This window comes from Rhizobium sp. CF080, assembly GCF_000282095.2.
Classification (GTDB): domain Bacteria; phylum Pseudomonadota; class Alphaproteobacteria; order Rhizobiales; family Rhizobiaceae; genus Neorhizobium.
This window is the reverse complement of record NZ_AKKC02000004.1, coordinates 1,827,102-1,847,814: the sequence shown is the minus strand read 5'-3', so window position 1 is coordinate 1,847,814 and position 20,713 is coordinate 1,827,102. Positions and strand designations below refer to the sequence as shown.

The following is a 20,713-nucleotide window of genomic DNA, read 5'->3' as shown; positions in this document are numbered from 1 at the left end:
TTTCGGCTCAGGATGGTGCCAACCTGATCGGGAGGAAGCCCTCCTGATCGACCTTCAGAGCGTCGGACCACACATAATCGCCGGTAAAATTGATGTGATCCCAGCCCAACGGCGACAGGTTGGAAATCATCTTCTCATCGAACGGCCTGCCCTGTCGGCGCGAAGCCTCCGTGATCCGTCCGAGATAGCGGCAATTCAAGAGAACTACGGCGGCCGTGACGAGATTGAGGGCTGCAGCCCGGCTCGCCTGATTTTCATAGCTACGGTCCCGAAAGCGCTCCAAACGACGGAAGGCGACGGCGCGGGCAAGGGTGTTTCGTGCTTCGCCCTTGTTGAGTTCTGCGGTGACGAGTTGCCGGAGAGCGGGATACTCAAACCACCTTAGGGTGAAGAGGGCGCGCTTGATACGCCCGATTTCACGCAAGGCCGCTGCCAGACCGCTCTGTTGCCGGTAGGCGGACAGCTTCTTCAAGATAAGAGAAGGTGTGAGCACCTTGTCGGCGAGTGCCCGGACTACCTTGCCGATTTCATCGGCGTGAGCGACAATCAGGCGAGCGTAGAGGCGATGGCCAAACAAAGGCGCGAGGCGCCCGTACCTCGACTTCGGCTCGAATGCATAGAGTTTGCGGTCCGACAGGCGTGGAATACGAGGTTCGAACGAGCGGCCCAGCAGCGCTGCGATTGTAAAGTCGATGCCAGAGACGCCGCCATCGACATGAAGTGCGCTGACACTCACATTGCTTTCATGGCCAAGAATGCCGTCCAACGCATGAATGGCTTCGCCGGCGGTGCCCGCGATGACCCTCTGATGAAGCGGCGCACAACGATCGGTGATCGTGGTGTAGATTTTCACGATTGGATCACGGCCATAGTGTCCATTGATTGTGCCGCCAGCTTCGCCCGAACTACCGAGATAATAGGCCTGTCGTCGAAGCGGACCGTGGAGGTTTTCGACGCCGAGCGGGCAAGCAGGGAAACCATCGAACGAGTACGTTCCGGGTTCGAAATTTTCATTTATTTCTGAAAATTCTTGTTGACATAAATTGGTCCTGGCTCAGATAAGCCGTCGGAGGGTGTTTCCGTAGTCCAGCGTGGGATCCAAAAAAGGGGCGTTTGGGGTGGAATTCCCTCTCCCTCGCGGATTTCCATCGATTATCTGGGCTGGCTGAACATGCGGGAAGAGGCGGCGCCCTGGGGCGCGCGCAGGCGAAACGGACAGGTTTTATTATTTGAATGCCCGGCAGCAATTCAAACTGAACTGATTCCTCGCTGATTGCGGGATCACGGCCCACCTTCATCACCACCCAAGTTATAGTTGGAATTGTCATGGTCATTTCAGGAAAATCCAGTTTCGTCGCGCTGCTTGGTCACCCTGTCACGCAGGTCAGGTCGCCGGAGCCGATCAACGAGTGGTTTGCCGCAAACCAGGTGGAGGCAATCATCTTTCCGATGGATGTGTACAGCGAGCAGGTGCCAACCCTGCTGGCTTCGGTCAGGGGTATCCGGAACTGCATTGGCCTTTCCGTCACCGTGCCGCACAAGCAGCTGGTGGCTCGGCATGTCGATGCGTTGACTGAAAGGGCGCGCGCGATTGGCGCGGTCAACATCGTGCGCCGGTCGAGCGACGGGCGGCTGCTTGGCGATATGGTCGATGGTATCGCCATGACGAAGGCGTTGACCAACAATGGCGTCTCACTGCACGGCGCCCGTGCGGCTGTCGTCGGGGCCGGCGGCGCCGGCCTGGCGATCTTGCACGCGCTTGGCGAAGCGGGCGTCGCCTCCCTGGTGATAATCGAGATCGATCCGGCGCGCAGGGCTGCGGCCGCTTCCAGTCTCGCCCGGAGCTTTCCGCAGCTTGAACTTCTGGACGTTTGGCCTGAAGGACAGGCCGTCAATCTGGTCATCAATGCCTCCACCCTTGGCATGCGCGAGGGCGATCCTTTTCCGGTCGCGCTCGAACGGCTGCAGGGTGTCAGGATTGTCGCCGACGTGGTGACGAAGCCGTCAATAGCGCCCTGGCTTGAGGCGGCGCGATCACAAGGTCACAAGATTCAACTGGGCGAAGAGATGACCCTTGCCCAGATCCCCATCCAACTGGATTTCTGGGGCTTCCGACCGAATTCGCACTGCTGACGCGTGTTTCATTTGTTTCGCGTGTTTCATCATTTAGAGCGTTTCTTTTGTTGACATGAGGCTCGTACCGCCTAAGACAGATAGGCTTCAGGCGACGGACAACGGCTCCGGTCGCCCGCCTGTGTCGAAACGGAGGAGAATGGGCCAATGCGTCTTATTGCGGGTGGCGATGCGTTGTTTTCGGGCGGGAATCTCGCCGAACGACTGGATGAAAAGCTTCTCGAGGAGTTCGAAGCCGCCGACGCTGTGTTTGCGAATGCGGAGTTTATCTGCCCCAACTATGGTACGCCGCCGGCGCCGCGCCGCTTCATGACTGCGGTCGGCATTCAGGCGGTCGACGAGCTGACCTCGATCGGCGTCAATCTGCTTTCGTTCGCCAACAATCACACCGGCGATTTCGGGCACCAGGGGGTCATCGACACGATCGAAGCCTGCGAGGAGAGGGGCGTCATCCATAGCGGTATCGGACGTAGCCTCGAGGAGGCGCGGATGGCGCAATTCCTCGATACCGCGAAGGGTCGCATCTCGCTGATATCGACGAGCACCACCCGCTCGGCGGAATTCGCGGCTAGTTCGCCGGGTGCCGGTATATCGCCGCGGGCAGGCCTCAATCCGCTGCGCTGGGGGCGAGCCTATGTGTTGCCTGAAAAGGAATTTCACCAAATCCAGGCGATCGACGAATTGCTCGGCATGGCGGCTAGCCGCAAGGAGGTCATGGAAGTTGAGGTCATGCCCGATCATGGCCCGAACCGCCTGCCCTTCGGCTCGGTTTTCGAGGGGCAATTGCAGTTCGAGCGCGGCGAGACGGCGCATATCCGCTATTACGCTAACGAGAAGGACGCCAAGGCGATCCTCGAAAACGTTCGCGACGCGGCCGCGCGTTCAGACTATGTGTTTCTAAGCCTGCACGCCCATGAGGGCACGGAGGAAAACTGGTATTCGCCGCGGCCGGCACCGTTCCTAGAAGAGTTTTCCCGCAGGGCGATCGATGCCGGTGCGACGGCGGTCATTGGCCACGGGCCACACATGCTGCGCGGCATCGAGATCTACAAGGGCAAGCCGATCTTCTATTCGCTCGGCAGCCTGCTGATGGAATTCGAAGCCGGCATGCAGCGCATGACGCCGGAAATGTACGAGACCTACGGCTTCACCCGCGAAAACCTGCCATCGCATCTGCATGGCTCGCGCGCCCGGGACGAGAACGGCAAGCCGAAGGGATTCAACGCTGACTCGCGTTTCTCGAAATCGGCGATCGCCGTCTGCGACTTCGAAGAGGACGAAGTCCGTATTCGGCTGGTGGCGCTTGATCTCGACCTCAACCGTCGGCGGCCATCGGATCGTGGCCTGCCCGCCTGCGCAAGCCTGGAGCTTGCGCGCGAGATAGCAGCCGACGTGGCGTCGATGAGCGAGACCTACGGCACGAGGATCGTATTTGACGAGAGTGACGGCTCCATCGCGGTTTCCGCGGGCTGAGATATCCGGTCAGGCGGCGGTGAGCAATTCGCTGCCGCTGCGGTACAGGATGTAGATGGCGACCAGAAAAACCAGTGCCGCGAAATAGCGGTGCAGCACATCCTTGCCGTTCGAGAGCGAAGTGGAGGCGATCATCCCGCCAATCCCGCCGGCAATGCCGCCGACGATAAATTCGCTGGCGATCCACCAGTCCACCAGCCCCGATGCGGCATAGTTCAAGGCCGTCGTCAGGCCGAACGTGCCGACGGCAAGCAGCGACGAGCCAACGGCGCTGATGGTCGGCATGCCGGTCGCGAGAATCAGGCCCGGTACGATGAGGAAGCCGCCACCGATCCCGAAGAAGCCGGACGTGAGGCCGGTCAGGAAGCCGATGGCGAGCGTCTTGGAATGGGTCTGGACGCTTTCGTGGCGCATATGATTGACGACCCGCTTGCCGGATCGCAGCATCAGAGCTCCAACCACCATCATCATCAGACCGAACAGGAAAAGTAGCTTGCTGCTGTCGATCGATTTCCCGATCGTGGAGCCGGCCAGTGCGCCAAGACAGCCGAAAACGGCGAAAAATCCGGCGCATTTCCACCAGATATGACCCTTGCGGGCGTGATTGAAGAGGTTGAGATAGGCGTTGACCGAGACGGCGAACGCGCCGGTACCGATTGCTACATGCGGCTCGGTGCCGACGGCGTAAAGCAGCAGCGGCGTGGCGAGAATCGAGCCGCCGCCGCCGAGAAGCCCAAGGATGAAGCCGACGAAGCCGCCCGAGACGATGGCAAGTACGGTTTCGGTCAGCACGGGACGCGACCGGACTTTGTGAAACTACAGCCCATTGATCGGAACTTTGAAGAACCGGCGCCCGCCGTCCTGCGGCAAGGGGAGCTGACCGCCTTTCATGTTCGCCTGCAAGGACGGAATGATAAGCTTAGGCATTGCCAGGCTTGCATCGCGCTGCAGGCGCCAGGTGACGAAATCGTCCTCGTTGGAATTTCGGCCGACGTGAATATTGTGCTCGCGCTCCTCGCCCACTGTGGTCTGGAACAGGACCTTGCGGCCATTCGGGCCATAGTCATGGCAGACGTAGACGCGGATTTCGTCCGGAAGCGCCAGCAGTCGCTGGATCGAGCGATAGAGCATGCGTGCATCGCCGCCGGGAAAGTCGGCGCGCGCCGTGCCGCTATCCGGCATGAAAAGCGTGTCGCCGACGAAGATTGCGTCGCCGATGATGTGACTGGTGCAGGCCGGCGTATGGCCGGGCGTCTCCATGACGTGGCCGCGCAGCGAACCAATCGTGTAGCTATCACCCTCCCGGAACAGGCGATCGAACTGCGATCCGTCGCGCTGGAACTCCGTGCCCTCGTTGAAGATCTTGCCAAAGATCTCCTGCACCTGGACGATATTGGCACCGATACCGAGTTTGCCGCCGGTCCGCTCCTGTATATAAGGCGCGGCGGAGAGATGATCGGCATGGACATGCGTCTCGATCAGCCATTCGACTGTCAGTCCGGCCGCCTCGACATGACGAATGATGGCGTCGGCGCCTTTGTAACTGATGCGGCCCGCAGCGTAGTCGATGTCCATCACCGTGTCGATGACGGCACAGGCGGGCGATTGCGGGTCCTTGACGACATAGCTGAACGTGTTTGTCTGCTGATCGAAGAACGGCGTAACATCCGTGCGGGAAGAAAGGTCGGGCAAAAAGAGGCTGGAATCGGCCATGGCGTTTTCCTTTAGTGGAAGCGCCGCCGTATGCGGCGACGCTTCTATCCATGCGATCCTTATTTGAGGCCGATGCCGGCTTCGGCAATCAACTTGCCGAATTCGGCAGCGTCGTCATTGGCGCGCTTGCGCACGCCTGCGAGATCCTCAATCCCGCCGATCAGGCCGAAGTTGACGATCTTCTTCTTCACCTCGTCGGTCTTCAGGAAGCCGTTGATCGTATCGCTCAGCTTTTTCTTGATGTCGTCCGGGGTCTTGGACAGGACCGTCACGGTATGCCAGCTGCGCGGCGCCCAACCGGGAATGCCGCTTTCGACGGTAGTGGGCAGGTCAGGCATGACGCTCCAGCGCTGGTCGCCCATGATGGCGATGCCCTTGAGCGCGCCAGCCTGAATCTGTGGCGCGGATTCGGGACCGAACATGATCTGGACCTCGCCGGAAATGCAGGCCTGCATCGCTTCCGGCGTGCCGTTATACGGGATATGGAGCATGTCGGCGCCGGCCTTCGCCTTGAGCCATTCGCCGCACAGATGGCCGACGGTGCCGCGACCGGACGAACCATAGGAAAGCTTGCCCGGGTTCTTCTTGGCGTAGTCGATCAGTTCCTTCAATGTCTTGGCCGGAACAGCCGGGTGCGCGGCGATGACCATTGGTGCATCGCCGATCAGGACCAGCGGCGTAAGATCGGTATCAGGATTGAATTCCACTTTGGTCATCTTCGGGATGATGGCGTAGAAGCTGTTGGTTGACTGCATGATCGTGTAGCCGTCAGGCTTCGTACCGACATAATAATTGGCCGCGATCGCGCCACCGGCGCCCGGACGGTAGTCATTGATGACATTCTTGCCGGTCGCCTTGGTCAGTTCAGCGCCGACAAGACGGGAGATGTTGTCGCTGAGACCGCCGGGGTTATAGGGGATCAGGTAGGTGATATCCTTTTGCGGGTAGGTCGACTGTGCAAAGCCGCGCATCGGAACGGTTGCGGCAAGCGCTGTGCCGGCCGCAAGCGTCATGAAATTCCGTCGGTTGAGTTGGTTAAACATGGATTGGGGTCCTCCTTTACCCTATTGTTATTCGACAAACGCCTCTTTCCGGAAAGACCGGAAGAAGGGAAGTGCGATGCTGATAAGCAGCGCCACGGTTATGATCATCATGACCAGGCTGATCGGGCGCTCGATGAAGATGCCGAGATCGCCGCGCGCCACGAGAAGCGAACGCCGGAAATACTGTTCCATCATCGGACCGAGCACAAAGGCCAGAATGAGCGGCGCCGGTTCGCAACGCCATTTGTTCATCAAGTAGCCAAGCAAGCCGAATGCCGCCGTCAGGTAGACGTCGAAGATGGAGAAATCGACCCCGAACACGCCGACGATGCTGACGACCAGGATCAGGGGATACAAGATGTGATAGCGGATCTTCAGCATCTGCACCCAGATGCCGACGAGCGGCAGGTTGATGATGACCAGCATCAGGTTTCCGATCCACATGGATGCGATCAGTCCCCAGAAGAGATCGGGCTGCGAGGTCATGATGCGCGGGCCGGGCACGATGCCCTGCACCAGCATCGCGCCGCTCATCAGTGCCATGACCGCATTCGACGGCAGGCCGAGCGTCAGGAGCGGCAGGAAAGCCGTCTGCGCCCCTGCATTGTTGGCCGATTCCGGCGCGGCGACCCCAGCCGGCGCGCCATTTCCGAATTTTTCCGGCGTCTTGGAAAAGCGTTTTTCGACAGAATAGGCAACGAACGAACTCATCAGCGCCCCGCCGCCGGGCAGAAGGCCGAGGAACAGGCCGATCAGCGTGCCACGGGCGGCGGCAGGCACCGACTCGCGCACTTCTTCCCTCGTCGGCCAGAGGCTGGTGATCTTGCCAATGGCTGGCGGGATCTTTTCCTTTACCTGGTTTTCCAACGCACCGAGGATATCTGCGACACCGAAGAGGCCGACGACGAGAGGCACGAAGGGGATGCCGTTCAGAAGCTCGTTGCTGCCGAATGTATAACGATATTGCCCGGAATTGAGATCTGTGCCGACCATTCCGAGAAGCAGGCCAAGCATGATCATCGCCATGGCACGGGGCACTGACCCCCGAGCAAGTACAACGGAGGCGATCAGGCCGAGGACCATGAGCATGAAATACTCCGGAGCGCCGAATTTCAGCACGATGGTCGCAAGCATCGGGCCGAAGAGCGCGATGAACAGCGTGCCCACAGTCCCTGCGAAAAACGAGCCGACCGCAGCGATGGCAAGCGCTGCGCCACCCCGCCCATTCTTGGTCATGCCATAGCCGTCGAGCGCGGTGACGACTGACGAGGCTTCGCCGGGAAGGCGCAGCAGGATCGATGTGGTCGAGCCGCCATATTGCGCGCCGTAGTAGATGCCGGCGAGCGTGATAAGCCCGGTAACCGGCGGAAGTCCGTATGTCAGCGGCAGGAGAACGGCGATCGTCGCTGTGGGTCCAAGGCCCGGCAGAACGCCGACGAGCGTGCCGACCATGCAGCCGAGAAAGGCGAAAAGTAGGTTGGTCGGTTCGAACGCGACGCCGAAGCCATGAACGACGCCGCCAAATGTGGTCGCGAGGTCAAGCATCGGAAAATCCCGGAAAGATGGAAACATTGACGCCGAGCAGCACCACGAAAAGCACGCAGGCAAACGCCGAAAGACAGGCGGCGAGCAGGAGGGTTGGCAGCAGTTCGGCGTCTCGGCGGGCGTAGCTCGCCAGGAAAACGAGAATGAAGGTGCTGATTGCCAGCCCCAGAACCCTCAGCCCGAAGCCAAAAACGATGATCGATCCGAGGATCATCAGAAGGACCCGAACGACGCCGCCGAACCTGTAACCTGCGCCGTTTTCCTGTTCGTCCTTCTCTTGCGCCGCGACATCCCCGCCGCGAAACGCCAGAATGACGACGCCGAAGAAGGTCAACAGCGCGGCTATCAATGTCGGAACGAAACCAGGCCCCATGGCAGTGAGCGTCCCGTACTCGTACCCCCTTGCAATCAGGATCGCGCCAATGCCGACAATGGTGCAGCTCGCGCCAAGCGGCAGGTAGCTGGTATCGTGACCAGAATCCCCTCCCACGGGGCGGTTTTGTATCTCCATCATGTCCTCCCAGACATCACTTCTCATTGGCTCGCAGGGCGGTCCGCCTCGATCGCGGCCGCTGGCGAGTACATCATGCCGGGCTGTTGAAGACCCAATTGTAGGGGCGGATTTCAACGGATGCGAAAAGGCCGGCTTTGGCATAGGGATCGGCTTCGGCAAGCGCTCCGACGGCCTCGCTCGATGCGGCTTCAAAAATCGCGAGCGTGCCGCATGGTTTTCCTTCCGCGTCGAGGAAGGGGCCGGCCATCTTCAGAATGCCCTTGTCGTTCAGGCCATTCAGAAATTCCACATGGGCCGGACGAGTCTCCATGCGAAGGTCGAGATGGTCCGGCTTGTCCACACACAGAATTGCCAAAAGCATGCGCCGTTTTCCTTGTTTCCCTTGGCCTTCCTAGACGAAAGCACGCTTCCGTAATTCATCCGGAAGCATGCCTTTGCTGCTATTTCGCGCTCATGTTGTCGAATGCGTCGAGGGTGCGTGCAGAATAGACGAGCGCTGCGCCGGCATTCAGCGCGATCGCGACGCCAAGCGCTTCGGCGATTTCTTCCTTCGTTGCACCAAGCGAGATCGCGGCTTCTACGTGGCTGGCAATGCATCCATCGCAACGGGTCGTGACTGCGACCGCGAGCGCGATCATTTCGCGGGTCTTGGCGTCGAGGTGCTTCGATTTCTCTCCCGCCATGGCGAGCGCACCATAACCCTTCATGACTTCCGGCACGAGCGTACGCAAATCGCCCACACGACTTTTGACTTCGCCGCGATATCCCATCCAGTCCAGCATTTTAAAGTTTCCGATCTCCAAACGGTTTTGTGAATGTAACGGGGTCCGTAAACGCGAGCGGGACGCTCTGAGCCAACGCGCAAACCCGAATGCCTTGAGGTAGCTTGAAAATCACGTAATTTCACGAATTGTCAATTAAAAACTTTGAAATATATGAAAATTATGGTTTGAAAGATTCATTGCTTAACCGAGGAATATCGCCATTTTCGGCGGATTTCAGCATGATTTACACGTCGTTGTTCGTGTCACTACCTGCAAACAGTAGTGAAAATTATGAAAACAAACTTTACGTGTTGCGCCTGCTGCAAAATTTTCTATGGTGCAGAAAATCGCATAAAACGGAGGAATTCACGCCTTGATAAAGATCGCCAGCAGCCTGCCTCCGGTGCAGAACGAGTATCTTGCAAGCCATCACGCCCGGCCTGAAGTCATTGCCTTGACGGGAGCCGCCTGGGAGGTGCCTTTGGAAGCGGAAGCGCTCTTCACCTTCCAGACCCAGTGGCGGCATGCGCCTAAGGAAAAGCCTGCCGGCTGGCCGTTCAACCTGAAATGGATCCAGGTTGGTTCGGCGGGCGTCGATACGTTTCCGGTGTGGGCCTATGAGGTTCCGCTGATCACACGCGGTCGCGGCGTGCAGGCGCCGATGATCGGTGAATATGTCATCGGGGCGATATTTGCCCATGAAAAGCAGTTCTGGGACCAGCGTGTTACCGATCGCGCAGGATGGCAGCCCACCATGCTCGGCGCGGTCAGCGGCAAAACGCTCGGGATTGCTGGCTTTGGTGCCATCGGCACCGAGGCGGCGCGGTTGGCACTTGCTCTCGGCATGAAGGTCGTCGCCTTGACCCGGTCCTCCAAGATCGACATGGTCGGCGTCGAAAGTATCGCCGATCTCGACGGGCTGATGGCGCTCAGCGACCATCTGGTCATCGCCATGCCGCAGACGCCGCAAACCGAGCGGATCTTCAACGCCGAACGCTTTGCAAACGCCAAGCCCGGACTGCATGTCATCAACGTGGCGCGCGGCATTCTGATCGACGACGAAGCGCTGGTCGCAGCGATCGACGGCGGCAGGATCAGCGCGGCGACGCTCGATGTGACGATGCCCGAACCACCGCCTGAAGGCCATCCCTTCTACAGCCACCCGCGTATTCGCCTGACAGCGCATGTCTCCGGTGGATCGGAAGACGCCGATAAGCGCCTCGCGCGCTACCTTGCCAAAAATCTCGACGACTACCTTGCCGGCAACCCGGTAACCGGGGTTGTCGAATACACGCGCGGGTATTGATGGAAACGGCATGACGGGACACTCGGATGGGCGAGAGCGCCGGGTGGATGAACAAACCCGGCGCGTTTTCCAAAGGCGTTGCCGGTAAATTCCCCGGGGCTTGCTCAACACGGCCTGACGCTACGGTCGCGCGCAGATTGCTCGCGCCTGCGGTTCAGACGGTGACGACGAGCGGCTTCGGCAGGTCGTAGAATGCGTTGTCGTCGCCACTGTCGACCTTCCACATCATCATCGCCATGTCGGCCGGCCTACCGAGGACGGTGAGCGGGGCATGCCACACATTGCGATGGAAGCAGATGGCGTCGCCGGAGCCTGCGATGAAAGCCATGGCCTTGTCCACGTCCGGATCGCCGTCGGCCTTCGTGGGAGCGACGATGACGAGCCAGCGGTCGGAGTTGAGTGCGAGAAAGCTCTGGCTGGTGTGTGGGTGACGCTCCAGCTTGGTTACGACGATGTCGCCTTCCACGGGTGCGTGGGTCATGATCGAGAACACCGGCTTGCCGGGGCTGTCGCCGGGCTCCGTTACCACCGGATAGACGGTGCGCTCTCCAGGATGGGCACGAAGCCGAGTGGCGAATGGTTCGAGACAATCGTCGGTGAGCGGCATGGCGTACATGGCAAGACCTTTCATGGTGTCGTTCGTTTGATCGCCGCATGGGCCGGCGCTTCGGTACTGGCCCAGTCGAGCAGATAGGCGATTGACTGGTAGTGGCGATCGGAATGGGCCGAAAGACCGATTTCGCAGGTGCGGCTGGTCGAATAGCCGGTGTTGCAGCGCTCCGGCAGCTGACCCTTCAGGGTCCTGAGCGCACTGGCATTCAGTTCCGGCGTGTCGAAACCCTTGTCGCCGGCAAAGCCGCAGCACTCGATGTCATCCGGCACGATGACCTCGTCCGCACAGGCGCGAGCAAGTTCGAGCAGCAGTGCGTCTTGGCCCATCTTGCGCGTGCTGCAGGTGACGTGCAGCGCAATCGTCTCAGCCTTGCGGCGGATGTTGAGCTTGGGCAGGACGAGCCTGGCGAGCGCCGCTGTAATATCCATTGGCCGGATATTCTGCGGGAATGTCAGCGCCATCTGGTTGGAGCAGGGGCTCGTGTCGCTGACGACGATATCGCTGCCGCCGCGGCTTGCTTCCAGAAGACGCGCGGCGAGCGTCGCGGCACTTTCTGCAGCCTGCTGCGGAAAGCCCTTGCTCTGGAACGGCATGCCGCAACAGGCTGTCTCGACGGCGGTGAGCAGCACCGCGTCATAGCCCGCCCTGTCGAACAGGGATTTCAAAACGTCCCACAGGGGGCGTGCGTCCGGGGCGTCGCGGGCCGGGCCCATGACGCTGCTCACGCAACTCGAGAAAAGGACGATCCGGGGACGCGCGGTCGTCGTTGCAAACGTCCCTGTTTTCGGCCTGCGGCCGGGCGTCGGCAGGTAGGGCGTCCATTGTGGGATGCGTCCGCGGGATATTCCGCGCAGCAACTGTATCGTGCGGTTCATTCCACCGGGGCCGAGCGCCCGCTGGCCGAGATCGGCGACGCCGAGCGCTCCCCGTACCGCGCTCATGGCAAGCCCGATGTGATGCTCCACGGTTCGCGCTGCTGTGCGGCTGGCCGGTCCACGGCGTAGCTGCCGACGCGTCCGCATCATCTCGCCGGTGTCGATGCCGACCGGGCAGAAGCCGGCGCAGAGCCCGTCGCCAGCGCAGGTATCTACTGCCGCATAGTCGTAGCGATGCCTGGACGCCTCGTCCGGCAAGGTGCCAGCGGCGAGCGCCCGGGTCGCGACAATCCGCTGGCGCGGCGTCGTGGTCAGCGCCCGGGAAGGACAGACCGGTTCGCAGAAGCCACATTCGATGCATTTGTCGATCAGCGGATCAACCGTCGGCAGAGCTTTGAGGGCTTTCAGATAAATGTCCGGATCGTCGGAAATGACCACGCCCGGGTTGAGAATCCCGTTTGGATCGAAAAGCGCCTTGATCCGCCGCATCAGGCCATAGGCCTTGGCGCCCCATTCCAGTTCGACGAACGGCGCCATCGCTCGGCCGGTCCCGTGTTCGGCCTTCAGCGCACCTTCAAAACGCACGGCGATCATCTGGGTAATCTCGGCTGTCAGCAGCGCGTAACGCACGATATCGGCGGGAGTATTGAAGGATTGCGGAAAGACGAAGTGAAGGTTTCCGTCGAGCGCATGGCCGAAGATGATCGCATCGTCATAGGCGAGCCGGTCGAAGATCTCGCGCAGCGCAATGGCGGCATCGGCCAGGTGTTCGATCGGTACGGCGACGTCCTCGACGATCACCGTCGTGCCGGCCGGGCGCATGCCGCCGACCGACGGCAGCAGGCCCTTGCGAACATTCCAGTAGTTCGCATAGGTCACCGGATCGGTCGAAAACAGCGCCCGTTCCAGGGGCGCGAAATGGGCTAGTGCTGCCTCGACGGAAATCGCGTAGCGGTCGAGCTCTTCGGCCGTTTCTGCGCGCAGGTCGATCAGCAGCGCCGACGTACCGGACGGCAGGGTCGCGAAACTGTCAGGTATGCCTGGCTTTCCGATTACCGAGGCGAGGGAGGCGAAGTCCATCATCTCGACGGCGGAGACCGGCTCCAGCTTCAGCCGTGTGGCGGCGGCGCAGGCCGAACGCATGTCTGGGAACAGGACCAGCGCCGCCGATTTCAACTTCGGTTCCGGTACGGTTTCCAGCGTCACCTCGCTGATGAAGGCAAGCGTGCCTTCCGATCCGATCAGCAGATGCTGGAGGATGTCGATCGGATCCGTAAAGTCGGTAAGCGCGTTCAGCGAATAGCCGGTCGTGTTCTTGATCTCGTATTTGCGGCGGATCATCGCGGAAAGCACCGCGTCGCCGGTTGCCTCGCGGGCGATCGCGGAAAGTTCTTCGAGAAAAGCCACATGGGTGCGGGCAAAGGCGATACGGCTTTCCGGATCGCCGGTGTCGAGGCGGGTGCCATCGATAAAGACGATCCGCATCGAGCGCAGCGTGCGATAGGTATTCTGCTCGGTGCCGCAGCACATGCCGCTGGAATTGTTGGCGGCAATGCCGCCCATCATCGCGGCACCGATCGAGGCCGGATCGGGTCCGATCTTGCGGTGGTGCCGGGCAAGGCGAGCGTTGACATGGGCGCCGACCATGGCCGGGCCGACGCGCACAAACTGCCCGGCCTCGCGCGCTTCGAACTGGCGCCAGCCGTTATGGCCGAGCTTGACAAGGACGCTGTTCGTCACCGCCTGGCCGGAAAGGCTGGTGCCGGCGGCTCGGAACGTGACCGGCACACCGGTACGGTTGGCCGCCGACAGGATATGGACAATTTCCTCCTCGGTCTCGACCAGCAGTACCGCTTTCGGCACGAGGCTGTAGGGACTGGCGTCGGCGCCGTGGGTGACGCGCTCGAACAGGCCCTCGAGGACGTTCTCCGCGGGCATAACCTGCCGGACGGAGGCGAGAAAGACTTGGTGGCCGTGATCGGGATCCAGCATCGGAAAAATCCTGTTCAGGGCTCGACAGGCGTTTCGCCCGGCATGCCCCATTCCGTCCAGGCGCCGTCATAGACCGCGACATCGTCCTTGCCGGTGAGATACATGCCGAAGACCAGCGCACAGGCCGTGACGCCCGAGCCGCAGGAGGCGATCGTCGGCTTCGACATGTCGAGACCGGCGTCACGGAACAGTCTCTCGATATCGGCGACCGGCTTCATCCTGCCGGTTTCGGGATCGGTCAGCAGGTTGAAGGGCAGGTTGAGGCTGCCGGGGACATGGCCGGAGCGAAGGCCGGGACGCGCCTCCTTCTCGACGGCGTTGAAGCGGGCGGCCGAGCGGGCATCGATCAGCGGGCGCTCGCCGGTGCTGACGTTCTCGAGCAAGTCGGCCTTCGAGACGACGCGACCGGCATCGAATGTCGCCTTGAAGGCGCCGCGCGTGACCTCCGGCGTTTCCGCCGTCACCGGCCGCCCCTCGGCCATCCAGGCCTTGAGGCCGCCGTCAAGGATCGCGACCTGCTGATGCCCGAATACGCGGAAGGTCCACCAGATCCGCCCCGCCGACATCAGGCCTGGCGTATCGTAGACGACGATGAAGCTGTCGTTGGAAATGCCGAGCGCCTCGGCCGCCTTTTCGAACTCGGCTGGCGAGGGCAGCATGTGAGGGAGCGTGGTCGAATGGTCGGCGACCGCGTCGATATCGAAGAAGCGGGCGCCCGGAATATGCCGTGCCTGGTAGTCTTCCCTGGCGATCGGCGTCACTCCCGGCAGCTTGAACGAGCCGTCGAGTACGACGAGCTTTTGATCGCCAAGGTGGTCGGCGAGCCATTGGGTGGAAACGAGGGGGCTGGTCGTGGACATCAAGGGGAACCTTTCAGAACGATGAATGGCGTGTTGCCAGGTGACCGAGAATCCGGTTGGCAACAAGATCACTGACGCGAGCGGTTGCTTCGTCTGCCGGTCGGCGGGTGGATCGTGACACTGCGATCGCTGCAGGCAGCGAGATCGATATTGTCCAGCCCGACGGCCTCGAGATGCGGCGCCGCAGCGAGCAGCGTAGCGTCCACCCGGGTTCGGTTGTGCACGATCAAGACGCGGGCATCGGCGAGCGCCGGAGCCAGATCAAGACGCAAAAGAGCATCGCGGTCGATGAACTCACCGATGACGGTCGTCGGCACGCTGACTTCTCCTCTTCTCCTGATCATCTCGACCCGAAAGCGGATGCGCCGCTGTCGGGCGCGGTCCGATCAGAGGGCATCGACGATCTTTCCGATCAATTCATCCCGGCGCGGGACGTCATACCAACGCAGGACGATCACCAGATCCTTGGCGGCGTCGGCCACGAGAAACGAGGCGATGCCCGATCCCCAGATAGCGGAGGTGGAGAGCGACGGGATCGTCGAGCGCCCGTTATTCCACCACATCAGGCCGAAATTCGGATTGAGCGATGGCTCCCGGACTGCATCGAACCAGCTTTCCGGAAGGATTTGCCGGCCCTCCCAGTTCCCACGACGGACATAAAGCAGCGCCAGCCGGGCAAGGTCGGTCGCCGGGATGATCAGCCCGCCGCCCCAATGCGCGCCGCCGGACACGACAGGAACGTGTCGCCCTTCGATCTCGACATAGGAGGTCTCGTAACCGTGCCACTCCCAGTCGCTGCTCGCCCCGATCGGGTCGAAAATCTCCTGCTTCAGAACGTCAGCCAGAGGGCGCTTCCACAGGAGCGTCAGGGCAAGTGCCAAAACATTGACGCGGACGTCGTTGAACTCCCACAACTCGCCCGGCGCCTTGCGGTCGCGCGGGGTGCCCTTAGGCGGCGAGCCAGGGAATTTCGGTACCGCGCGGTTCCAGTCGATACTGTCCGGAATGCCCCAGAGCGAGCCGTGCCACTCGCTGGTCATCGTCAGCAGATGCCGCCAGGTGATCACCGCATTCGGCCCCTCGAAGGCTTCAGCGCTGACCGACTGGGCTACAGGCGCATCAAGGGACGACATCAGATTCCTTGCAAGTGCCAGCCCCGCAAGCGTCGAGAGCGCGCCCTTGCTGACGCTGAAGGCGATGTCGGCACGCTCTGGCGTTCCCCATTCCGCGACCTTCAGGCCTTTGTGGATGACAAGGCCCGTCGGGGGGCCGCGATCAGGCATCGGACCGATGATCGCGCCGTGCTCGCCCTCGGAATATTCACCGAGGTTTTCCTTGAGCTTGAAGTCGCGAAGGTCGACGGAGACAGAGGTTTCCCAGCCGGAAATCTCCGCGACAACGGCATCGAGCGCCGCGCTCTTCCGCTCGGGCCAGGCAGGCGCTCGACCCGGATAAATCAATTCTGACATGATCGCCTCCTCGATTGTCTTCGGTAGAGGATTTTCACATGCATGCCGAAAACTCAAGAAAATAAATATTTTTTGCGGAAAAACTGGTAAAATAATTCACATATAAAAAAAGGAGATAACTACATAATTAGCGATTCAACTTCAAAAATATCATGAAAATAATGAAAATTATGTTGACCCCCGGAGCGACCGTATGACATGAATGTCTCATGGAGAGGGTGTCGCAAACATGGGCGCGGCCTTGGGAGGATATCGTGAGAAGAGTGCTTTTGACCGGTGCGGCAGGTGGGGTCGGGACGCGGCTGCGGAAGATCCTGCGTGGCCGTTATGAAAACTTGATCCTATCCGACGTGAGGCGGCCCGATGACCTTGTCGCGGGCGAACAGTTTGTCGAGGCGGATCTTGCAGATGTCGCTGCCGTGGCGCGGGCGGTCGATGGTGTCGACGGTGTCATCCATCTTGGTGGCCTTCCCTTCGAATACGAATGGGAGAAGATGCTGCAGGCCAATATCGTCGGCACATTCAACATGTTCGAGGAGGCTCGCAAGGCTGGCGTGAAGCGCATCGTCTTCGCCTCCACGAACCAGGTTGTCGGCTTCTATCCCCGCGACCGGCGCTTCGGCATCGACGTGCCCGTGCGGCCGTCGAGCCGCTATGGCGTCACCAAAGCATTCGGCGAATCCCTTGCGGCGCTTTATGCGGACAAGCACGGGATGCGATGCTTCTGCATCCGCATCGGCCGGGTGTTCGACGAGCCGGAGGACATTCGCCGGCTGGCCCTGTGGGTCAAGCCGGAAGATCTCGCCCAGCTCATGTGCATCGGTCTCGACCATCCCGATATCCACTACGACATCGTCTATGGCGTCTCCCACAACGAGCGCGGCTGGTACGACAATTCACGCGCCTATGAACTGGGCTACAAGCCGGAAGGGCGTGGCGAAGATCATGTTCTTGCGGCGATGGAGCGGCAGAAGGCAGCCTATTCCGACCCGGTTTCCGACAAGTTCATGGGCGCCAAGCTCTGCTCGATCGAATATACCGGCGATATCGAACGGTCCGGGAAGTAGGTCATGGCGCGGCTGGTCTGCATCTCGCACCTGACGGCGCTCGAGGCTTCCCCCGAGGAACTCATCGACCTTGCAGCCGAATTTGGCTTCGGCGGCGTCGGCATTCGCAACAGACCGCCGCAACATACTGCGCATCGCTGGCCGATCTCCGGCGATCTGAAGCGGTCACAGCAGATCGCCGAACGGGCTCGAAGCTGTGGCATCACGGTCTTCGAGGGCGAGACGTTTTCGATCTGGCCGGATTTCAGCGTCGAGGCGATGATGGCCGGGCTCGAGTCCGCGGCCGCCATGGGCGCCAGGGCGATTGTCAGCGCCGGCATCGACGACGAGGAGGATCGCCTGGTCGACAGCTACCGACAACTGGCGGAAGCGGCGCAGCCGTTCGGCATCGTCGTCGGTATCGAGTTCATGCCCTTCCAGAAGCTCCGGACACTGGAACAGGCCAGGCGCGTCCAGGCCCGCATCGGCATGGACAACGCCCGCATCCTGATCGACGCTTTGCATTTGTCGCGCAGTGGCGGCAGCGTGGAAGAGGTTGCACGGTTGCAGCCGCGCACGGTTGCCTATGTGCATCTCTGCGATGCGCCGGCGAAGCTTCCGCCGGCATCCGAAATCGCCGCCGAAGCGCGTGCGACGCGGCTTTATCCGGGAGAAGGCGAGCTCGATCTCGCCGGCCTGCTCGGGGTACTCGATCCCGACCTGCCGGTAAGCCTCGAAGCGCCGCACCGGGATCACGGGCATCTTCCGCCCCGCGAACTCGTGAAGCGCGCGGCGGCCGCAACCCTGCCCTTCGTCGCTGCCGTTGATCATCCGGCAGTCGCATCAACACGCCAAAAGAACTAAAGGAGGAGACATCATGATTTACGAATTGCGCGATTACTCAGCCGTCCCAGGCCGGCTCCCGGATCTTCTGAAGCGCTTCGAGACGGTGACGCTACCGCTCTGGAAATCGCATGGCATCCGTCCTGTCGGTTTCTGGACGGTGGAAATCGGCGACAGCAATCTGAGGCTCTACTATATGCTCGCCTGGGAATCGATGGCTGAGCGGGAAGAGAAATGGGCGACCTTCATGAAGGATCCGAACTGGCTGACTCCACGCGCGGAATCGGAAAAGAATGGTCCGCTGATCAGCAAGATCGTCAATTCCTTCCTGAAGCCGACGGCCTTCTCGCCGATGCAGTAGGAGGAGAGGGCGCGCTGTAATACGCGCCCTAATGCCGTGCGGGAGGAGAACGCATGCCGGCCCTGGATTTTTCGGCGATCTTTACGGAGCATTATCGCTGGCTGCTGATCACCGGCCTGGCGATGACGCTGCTGCTGTTTGTTTTGTGTTGGGTGGGTGCGATGGCTGTCGGCATCCTGCTGACGATCGTCCGGATGGTCCCGTTCCGGCCACTTGAGCTTCTCGTCTGGGCTTATGTCGAGTATCAGCGAAACGTACCGCTGCTCGTGCATCTCTTCGTGTGGTATTTCGGCATACCGCAGCTTCTGCCGTATTCCGCGAACGATTTCATCAACTCGCATAATTCCGAGCTGATCTTTGCAGTCATTGCGATCGCGCTTTATCAAGCCGCCTATATTTCCGAGGACCTGCGGTCGGGTATCCGCACGTTGCCGAAGGTGCAGTTCGAGGCAGCCAGGGCGATGGGCTTTACCTTCCTCGGCTCGCTGCGCTGGATCATTCTGCCGCAGGCGATGCGCAATTCGCTGCCGCCTCTCGTCAATCAGACCCTGCTGCTGTTCAAGGCGACCAGCCTTGCCGCCGTCATCGGCGTGGCGGAACTCACCTATCAGGCGAGGTTGATCGAGAACGAAACCTATCGGATTTTCGAGTCCTTCTCAGTCATCACAGTCGCCTATCTGGCTGGAACCATGCCATTGATTTGGCTCGGTTCTCGGCTTTCCCGCAACAACGCTTCGAGGACGCGCTGATGTGGCAGGTGTTTTCTGAAAACTGGGAATTTTTCCTGCTCGGAACCTATCCTCGCGGTCCGATCGGCGGGCTGGCCATGACCCTCATCATCGCCGTCGTCTCGCTTGCCATCACGTTTCCCTTCGCAATCGGCGTAGCGCTGCTGCGCGGTTCGAAGTCGGTCTGGGTCCGCAGGGCATGCGAGGCCTATACGACACTGATCCGCGGCTGCCCGCTTTTGATGCTGCTCCTGTGGATCTATTTCTTCCTGCCGCAGCTTCTCGGCTTTCCCTTGTCGCCGTTCACGACTTTGGTGATTGCCATCGTGTTCTTCCAGACGGCCTATCTTTCGGAAGTCATCCGGGGCGGGATCGAGGCGCTTCACAAGGGGCAGACCGAAGCGGCACTGGCGCTTGGCCTGAAGCGGTGGATGATCATCTGGAAAATCATCCTGCCGCAGGCGCTCTACAATGTCATTCCCGGCATCCTCAACCAGTTCACGTCCGTCATCAAGGAAACCTCGCTCGCCTACGTGATCGCGCTGGGCGAGGTGACTTATTCGGCAAGCCAGGTGAACGGCATCCTGATGACGCGTCCGATGGAGGTCTACATGGTCCTCGCCGCGCTCTATTTCGTACTCTGCTTCAGCCTAACCCAGATCGCCGGGTTACTCGACAGGCGCATCGCCCGAAACCGGAGCGCCGTCCGATGATCAGCATCCAGTCGCTCAACAAGGATTTCGGCGCTTTCCGGGCCCTGTCGGATATCAACGCCCGCGTCGAGAAAGGCGAGGTCGTCGTGTTGTGCGGGCCGTCCGGCTCGGGCAAGTCGACGCTTCTGCGGACCCTCAACCGGTTGGAGCCGATCACCACGGGCCGTATCGAAATCGCCGGCGTGGACGTCAACAGCCGTGGCGTCGATATCAACAAGCTGCGGCAGAAGATCGGCTTCGTGTTCCAGCAATACAATCTCTTCCCGCACCTGACTGCGCTCGACAATATCGTCATCGGCCTCACCAAGATCCTGAAAATGCCACGCGACGAGGCCACCAAACGCGCTATGGCCCTTCTGGAGCGAGTGAACCTTACCCGGCGCGCCAGCAACTATCCGGCGCAGTTGTCCGGCGGCGAGCAGCAACGCGTCGCGATTGTCCGCTCGCTCGCGTTCCAGCCCGAGATCATGCTGTTCGACGAGCCGACGAGCGCGCTCGACGCGGAGATGATCGGCGAAGTGCTGGCGCTGATGCGCGAACTGGCAGCGACGGGCATGACGATGATGTGCGTTACCCACGAAATGCGCTTCGCGCGCGAAGCCGCCGATCGCGTCTGGCTGATGGAAAAGGGAAAAATCATCGTCGATACGGACAAGGCCGCATTCTTCAATTCGCATCCGAACGAGCGCGTCCAGCGCTTCCTGAGTTCGATCAACTAGGGT

Annotated in this window: 22 protein-coding genes; 9 read left to right on the top strand and 13 right to left on the bottom strand. The window is 60.8% G+C overall.

Annotation, left to right across the window (positions count from 1 at the left end; translation table 11 throughout):
• Positions 1-7: 7 nt before the first annotated feature.
• Positions 8-883: a Tn3 family transposase gene (locus PMI07_RS15410; RefSeq protein ID WP_280949771.1), complete on the bottom strand. Its 876-nt coding sequence runs from the start codon at positions 881-883 to the stop codon at positions 8-10.
• Between the two features lie 443 nt (positions 884-1,326).
• Between PMI07_RS15410 and PMI07_RS15405 the strand changes: the two genes are divergently transcribed.
• Complete coding sequence (locus PMI07_RS15405; protein ID WP_007773257.1) at positions 1,327-2,133, top strand: shikimate dehydrogenase; 807 nt, start codon at positions 1,327-1,329, stop codon at positions 2,131-2,133.
• A gap of 147 nt (positions 2,134-2,280) precedes the next feature.
• Positions 2,281-3,606 (top strand): CapA family protein, encoded by a 1,326-nt coding sequence (locus PMI07_RS15400; protein ID WP_007773255.1) that lies wholly within the window; start codon positions 2,281-2,283, stop codon positions 3,604-3,606.
• Positions 3,607-3,615: 9 nt separating this feature from the next.
• Here the strand turns inward: PMI07_RS15400 and PMI07_RS15395 are convergent, their stop codons facing one another.
• The 7 genes from PMI07_RS15395 to PMI07_RS15365 form a co-directional block, all read right to left on the bottom strand.
• Complete coding sequence (locus tag PMI07_RS15395) at positions 3,616-4,395, bottom strand: sulfite exporter TauE/SafE family protein (RefSeq protein WP_155956528.1); 780 nt, start codon at positions 4,393-4,395, stop codon at positions 3,616-3,618.
• Positions 4,396-4,422: 27 nt separating this feature from the next.
• The gene (locus PMI07_RS15390; RefSeq protein ID WP_007773251.1) at positions 4,423-5,319 is read right to left on the bottom strand and encodes an MBL fold metallo-hydrolase; all 897 of its coding nucleotides are present in this window, start codon (positions 5,317-5,319) and stop codon (positions 4,423-4,425) included.
• A 59-nt stretch (positions 5,320-5,378) separates the two neighbouring features.
• Positions 5,379-6,362: a tripartite tricarboxylate transporter substrate binding protein gene (locus tag PMI07_RS15385; RefSeq protein WP_007773249.1), complete on the bottom strand. Its 984-nt coding sequence runs from the start codon at positions 6,360-6,362 to the stop codon at positions 5,379-5,381.
• Positions 6,363-6,389: 27 nt separating this feature from the next.
• On the bottom strand, positions 6,390-7,907 hold the full coding sequence (locus PMI07_RS15380; protein ID WP_007773247.1) for a tripartite tricarboxylate transporter permease: 1,518 nt from the start codon (positions 7,905-7,907) through the stop codon (positions 6,390-6,392).
• Complete coding sequence (locus PMI07_RS15375; protein ID WP_007773246.1) at positions 7,900-8,418, bottom strand: tripartite tricarboxylate transporter TctB family protein; 519 nt, start codon at positions 8,416-8,418, stop codon at positions 7,900-7,902. Before PMI07_RS15375 ends, PMI07_RS15380 begins: the two co-directional genes overlap by 8 nt.
• 73 nt (positions 8,419-8,491) lie before the next feature.
• Positions 8,492-8,782: a YciI-like protein gene (locus tag PMI07_RS15370; protein ID WP_007773245.1), complete on the bottom strand. Its 291-nt coding sequence runs from the start codon at positions 8,780-8,782 to the stop codon at positions 8,492-8,494.
• A 79-nt stretch (positions 8,783-8,861) separates the two neighbouring features.
• The gene (locus tag PMI07_RS15365) at positions 8,862-9,203 is read right to left on the bottom strand and encodes a carboxymuconolactone decarboxylase family protein (protein ID WP_007773244.1); all 342 of its coding nucleotides are present in this window, start codon (positions 9,201-9,203) and stop codon (positions 8,862-8,864) included.
• A gap of 355 nt (positions 9,204-9,558) precedes the next feature.
• Between PMI07_RS15365 and PMI07_RS15360 the strand changes: the two genes are divergently transcribed.
• Entirely contained in the window at positions 9,559-10,491 is a 933-nt protein-coding gene (locus PMI07_RS15360; protein ID WP_007773242.1) for an NAD(P)-dependent oxidoreductase, read from the top strand.
• A gap of 154 nt (positions 10,492-10,645) precedes the next feature.
• On the opposite strand, the gene PMI07_RS33630 is transcribed toward PMI07_RS15360, so the two are convergent.
• The 5 genes from PMI07_RS33630 to PMI07_RS15335 form a co-directional block, all read right to left on the bottom strand.
• Positions 10,646-11,122 (bottom strand): ureidoglycolate lyase, encoded by a 477-nt coding sequence (locus tag PMI07_RS33630; protein ID WP_081760768.1) that lies wholly within the window; start codon positions 11,120-11,122, stop codon positions 10,646-10,648.
• On the bottom strand, positions 11,119-13,971 hold the full coding sequence (locus tag PMI07_RS15350; protein WP_007773239.1) for an FAD-binding and (Fe-S)-binding domain-containing protein: 2,853 nt from the start codon (positions 13,969-13,971) through the stop codon (positions 11,119-11,121). Before PMI07_RS15350 ends, PMI07_RS33630 begins: the two co-directional genes overlap by 4 nt.
• Before the next feature lie 14 nt (positions 13,972-13,985).
• Complete coding sequence (sseA, locus tag PMI07_RS15345) at positions 13,986-14,831, bottom strand: 3-mercaptopyruvate sulfurtransferase (RefSeq protein WP_007773237.1); 846 nt, start codon at positions 14,829-14,831, stop codon at positions 13,986-13,988.
• A gap of 68 nt (positions 14,832-14,899) precedes the next feature.
• Entirely contained in the window at positions 14,900-15,148 is a 249-nt protein-coding gene (locus tag PMI07_RS15340) for a D-isomer specific 2-hydroxyacid dehydrogenase (RefSeq protein ID WP_007773235.1), read from the bottom strand.
• Positions 15,149-15,217: 69 nt separating this feature from the next.
• Positions 15,218-16,300, bottom strand: a complete 1,083-nt coding sequence (locus PMI07_RS15335; protein WP_007773233.1) for a serine hydrolase — start codon at positions 16,298-16,300, stop codon at positions 15,218-15,220.
• 254 nt (positions 16,301-16,554) lie between these two features.
• Here PMI07_RS15335 and PMI07_RS15330 point away from each other — a divergent pair, with 254 nt between their 5' ends.
• Genes PMI07_RS15330 through PMI07_RS15305 form a run of 6 tightly spaced genes read left to right on the top strand, consistent with a single transcriptional unit; the run spans position 16,555 to position 20,710 of the window.
• Positions 16,555-17,367 carry an NAD(P)-dependent oxidoreductase gene (locus PMI07_RS15330; protein WP_007773232.1) on the top strand — a complete coding sequence of 271 codons (813 nt, stop codon included), beginning with the start codon at positions 16,555-16,557 and terminating at the stop codon, positions 17,365-17,367.
• 3 nt (positions 17,368-17,370) lie between these two features.
• Positions 17,371-18,210, top strand: a complete 840-nt coding sequence (locus tag PMI07_RS15325; protein ID WP_007773231.1) for a TIM barrel protein — start codon at positions 17,371-17,373, stop codon at positions 18,208-18,210.
• A gap of 13 nt (positions 18,211-18,223) precedes the next feature.
• Positions 18,224-18,550 (top strand): NIPSNAP family protein, encoded by a 327-nt coding sequence (locus tag PMI07_RS15320; RefSeq protein WP_007773229.1) that lies wholly within the window; start codon positions 18,224-18,226, stop codon positions 18,548-18,550.
• Positions 18,551-18,603: 53 nt separating this feature from the next.
• Positions 18,604-19,299 carry an amino acid ABC transporter permease gene (locus PMI07_RS15315; RefSeq protein ID WP_007773227.1) on the top strand — a complete coding sequence of 232 codons (696 nt, stop codon included), beginning with the start codon at positions 18,604-18,606 and terminating at the stop codon, positions 19,297-19,299.
• The gene (locus PMI07_RS15310) at positions 19,299-19,991 is read left to right on the top strand and encodes an amino acid ABC transporter permease (protein WP_007773225.1); all 693 of its coding nucleotides are present in this window, start codon (positions 19,299-19,301) and stop codon (positions 19,989-19,991) included. Before PMI07_RS15315 ends, PMI07_RS15310 begins: the two co-directional genes overlap by 1 nt.
• On the top strand, positions 19,988-20,710 hold the full coding sequence (locus PMI07_RS15305; RefSeq protein WP_007773223.1) for an amino acid ABC transporter ATP-binding protein: 723 nt from the start codon (positions 19,988-19,990) through the stop codon (positions 20,708-20,710). The genes PMI07_RS15310 and PMI07_RS15305 overlap by 4 nt, the downstream gene beginning before the upstream one ends.
• Positions 20,711-20,713: the final 3 nt, after the last annotated feature.

Excerpts from the sequence above, each read along its gene's own strand:
- PMI07_RS15320 (WP_007773229.1), top strand. The coding sequence starts at position 18,224 with ATGATTTACGAATTGCGCGATTACTCAGCCGTCCCAGGCCGGCTCCCG.
- PMI07_RS15370 (WP_007773245.1), bottom strand. The coding sequence starts at position 8,782 with ATGCTTTTGGCAATTCTGTGTGTGGACAAGCCGGACCATCTCGACCTT.
- PMI07_RS15385 (WP_007773249.1), bottom strand. The coding sequence starts at position 6,362 with ATGTTTAACCAACTCAACCGACGGAATTTCATGACGCTTGCGGCCGGC.
- PMI07_RS15305 (WP_007773223.1), top strand. The coding sequence starts at position 19,988 with ATGATCAGCATCCAGTCGCTCAACAAGGATTTCGGCGCTTTCCGGGCC.
- PMI07_RS15380 (WP_007773247.1), bottom strand. The coding sequence starts at position 7,907 with ATGCTTGACCTCGCGACCACATTTGGCGGCGTCGTTCATGGCTTCGGC.
- PMI07_RS15405 (WP_007773257.1), top strand. The coding sequence starts at position 1,327 with ATGGTCATTTCAGGAAAATCCAGTTTCGTCGCGCTGCTTGGTCACCCT.
- PMI07_RS15335 (WP_007773233.1), bottom strand. The coding sequence starts at position 16,300 with ATGTCAGAATTGATTTATCCGGGTCGAGCGCCTGCCTGGCCCGAGCGG.
- PMI07_RS15325 (WP_007773231.1), top strand. The coding sequence starts at position 17,371 with ATGGCGCGGCTGGTCTGCATCTCGCACCTGACGGCGCTCGAGGCTTCC.
- PMI07_RS15310 (WP_007773225.1), top strand. The coding sequence starts at position 19,299 with ATGTGGCAGGTGTTTTCTGAAAACTGGGAATTTTTCCTGCTCGGAACC.
- PMI07_RS15400 (WP_007773255.1), top strand. The coding sequence starts at position 2,281 with ATGCGTCTTATTGCGGGTGGCGATGCGTTGTTTTCGGGCGGGAATCTC.
- PMI07_RS15350 (WP_007773239.1), bottom strand. The coding sequence starts at position 13,971 with ATGCTGGATCCCGATCACGGCCACCAAGTCTTTCTCGCCTCCGTCCGG.
- sseA (WP_007773237.1), bottom strand. The coding sequence starts at position 14,831 with ATGTCCACGACCAGCCCCCTCGTTTCCACCCAATGGCTCGCCGACCAC.
- PMI07_RS15375 (WP_007773246.1), bottom strand. The coding sequence starts at position 8,418 with ATGGAGATACAAAACCGCCCCGTGGGAGGGGATTCTGGTCACGATACC.
- PMI07_RS15315 (WP_007773227.1), top strand. The coding sequence starts at position 18,604 with ATGCCGGCCCTGGATTTTTCGGCGATCTTTACGGAGCATTATCGCTGG.
- PMI07_RS15390 (WP_007773251.1), bottom strand. The coding sequence starts at position 5,319 with ATGGCCGATTCCAGCCTCTTTTTGCCCGACCTTTCTTCCCGCACGGAT.
- PMI07_RS15365 (WP_007773244.1), bottom strand. The coding sequence starts at position 9,203 with ATGCTGGACTGGATGGGATATCGCGGCGAAGTCAAAAGTCGTGTGGGC.
- PMI07_RS33630 (WP_081760768.1), bottom strand. The coding sequence starts at position 11,122 with ATGAAAGGTCTTGCCATGTACGCCATGCCGCTCACCGACGATTGTCTC.